Source organism: Polaromonas sp. P3_C2, from assembly GCF_056402675.1.
The window spans coordinates 1-1,734 of the sequence record NZ_JBFUGX010000781.1 but is presented as its reverse complement, the minus strand read 5'-3'; the positions used below and the strand labels follow the sequence as shown (position 1 = coordinate 1,734).

Genomic DNA, 1,734 nt, shown 5'->3' with positions numbered 1-1,734 from the left:
CCCCATCCCTGTGCCGGGCAGCAATTACTTTTGCCCGGCCAGTTTTTCTGAAATCCTGGATTAATCCCATGAAAATCGCAATCCTCCCTGGTGACGGCATCGGCACCGAAATCGTCGCGGAAGCCGTCAAGGTCTTGAAGGCGCTCGACCTGAAGTTTGAAACCGAAAGCGCATTGGTCGGCGGCGCCGCCTATGAGGCCCATGGCCATCCACTGCCCGAAAGTACGCTGAAACTGGCCAAGGAAGCCGATGCCGTGCTGTTCGGCGCTGTGGGTGACTGGAAATATGACACGCTGGATCGTCCGCTGCGCCCCGAGCAAGCCATCCTGGGCCTGCGCAAGAACCTTGGCCTCTTTGCCAACTTCCGCCCCGCCATTTGCTATGCACAGCTGGTGGACGCCTCCAGCCTCAAGCGTGAGCTGGTGTCCGGCCTGGACATCCTGATCATCCGCGAACTGACCGGCGACATCTACTTCGGCCAGCCCCGAGGCCGGCGCGTCTCACCCGACGGGCATTTCCCCGGCTCGGAAGAGGCCTTTGACACGATGCGCTATTCGCGCCCCGAGATCGAACGCATCGCCCACGTGGCCTTCCAGGCCGCCCGCAAGCGTGACAAGCGCGTCACCAGCGTCGACAAGGCCAACGTGCTGGAAACCTTCCAGCTCTGGAAAGACGTGGTCACCGAAGTCGGCAAGCAGTATCCCGACGTCGCGCTGGACCACATGTATGTGGACAACGCCGCCATGCAGCTGGTGAAGGCGCCCAAGAAGTTTGACGTGGTGGTCACCGGCAACATGTTCGGCGACATCCTGAGCGACGCCGCCGCCATGCTGACCGGCTCCATCGGCATGCTGCCTTCGGCCAGCCTGAACGACAAAAACCAGGGCCTGTACGAGCCCAGCCACGGCAGCGCACCCGACATCGCCGGCAAGGGCGTGGCCAATCCGCTGGCCACCATCCTGAGCGCGGCCATGATGCTGCGCTTCAGCCTGAACCAGCCCGAAGCCGCCGCCCGCATCGAAAAAGCCGTGGACGCCGTGTTGAGCCAGGGCCTGCGCACGCCTGACATCTACAGCGAAGGCACGACGAAGGTCGGCACGGTGCAGATGGGTGATGCGGTCGTCAAAGCCTTGGTCTGACGTTTTTTTACCGCAAATCGCCTCAAACCAAGGGCAAAAAACGGATTTGAGGCGGCTGTCAGCCCCGATAAAGCCAAGCCTGGCTACAATTAACACCATGCGCAAAACCCCCGCACTCACCCGCTTTATCGCCGCTTCGCGCGCGATCAGCGCTGCGCCGGTTTTTGCCCAGATCACCAAAACGACCACCATTAAAGGCTAGCAAGCCTGGTTCGTCGTGCCCTGCCGGCTCGATGAGCCGGGCCAAAAAGCCTTATTTTTGACTTTTTTAAGGGCAACACAATGAAACTCAAAGGCAATCTCACGGGACTCGTCGGCTGGCGCGGCATGGTCGGTTCGGTCCTGATCGACCGCATGCAGGCCGAAGGCGACTTCGACCTGATCGAGCCGGTTTTCTTCTCGACCTCGAACGCCGGCGGCAAAGCCCCCGCTCAGGCCAAAAACGAAACTACCCTGAAGAACGCCTTTGACATTGAAGCGCTGAAGAAGTGCGACATCATCATCACGGCCCAAGGCGGCGACTACACCACTGAAGTCTTCCCCAAGCTGCGCGCGGCCGGCTGGACGGGCCACTGGATTGACGCAGCCTCTACGC

Annotated in this window: 1 protein-coding gene and 1 pseudogene; both read left to right on the top strand. The window is 61.0% G+C overall.

The genetic code is table 11. The features are described 5' to 3' along the window. Positions 1-68 precede the first annotated feature (68 nt). Positions 69-1,139 (top strand): 3-isopropylmalate dehydrogenase, encoded by a 1,071-nt coding sequence (gene leuB / locus AC1DWI_RS21885; RefSeq protein WP_477671348.1) that lies wholly within the window; start codon positions 69-71, stop codon positions 1,137-1,139. Between the two features lie 282 nt (positions 1,140-1,421). Continuing rightward, positions 1,422-1,734, top strand: a pseudogene (locus AC1DWI_RS21880) (aspartate-semialdehyde dehydrogenase); the annotation flags it as partial.

What these genes read in the sequence shown, in the direction of transcription:
- leuB (WP_477671348.1), top strand. Translation starts at nt 69, where the DNA reads ATGAAAATCGCAATCCTCCCTGGTGACGGCATCGGCACCGAAATCGTC.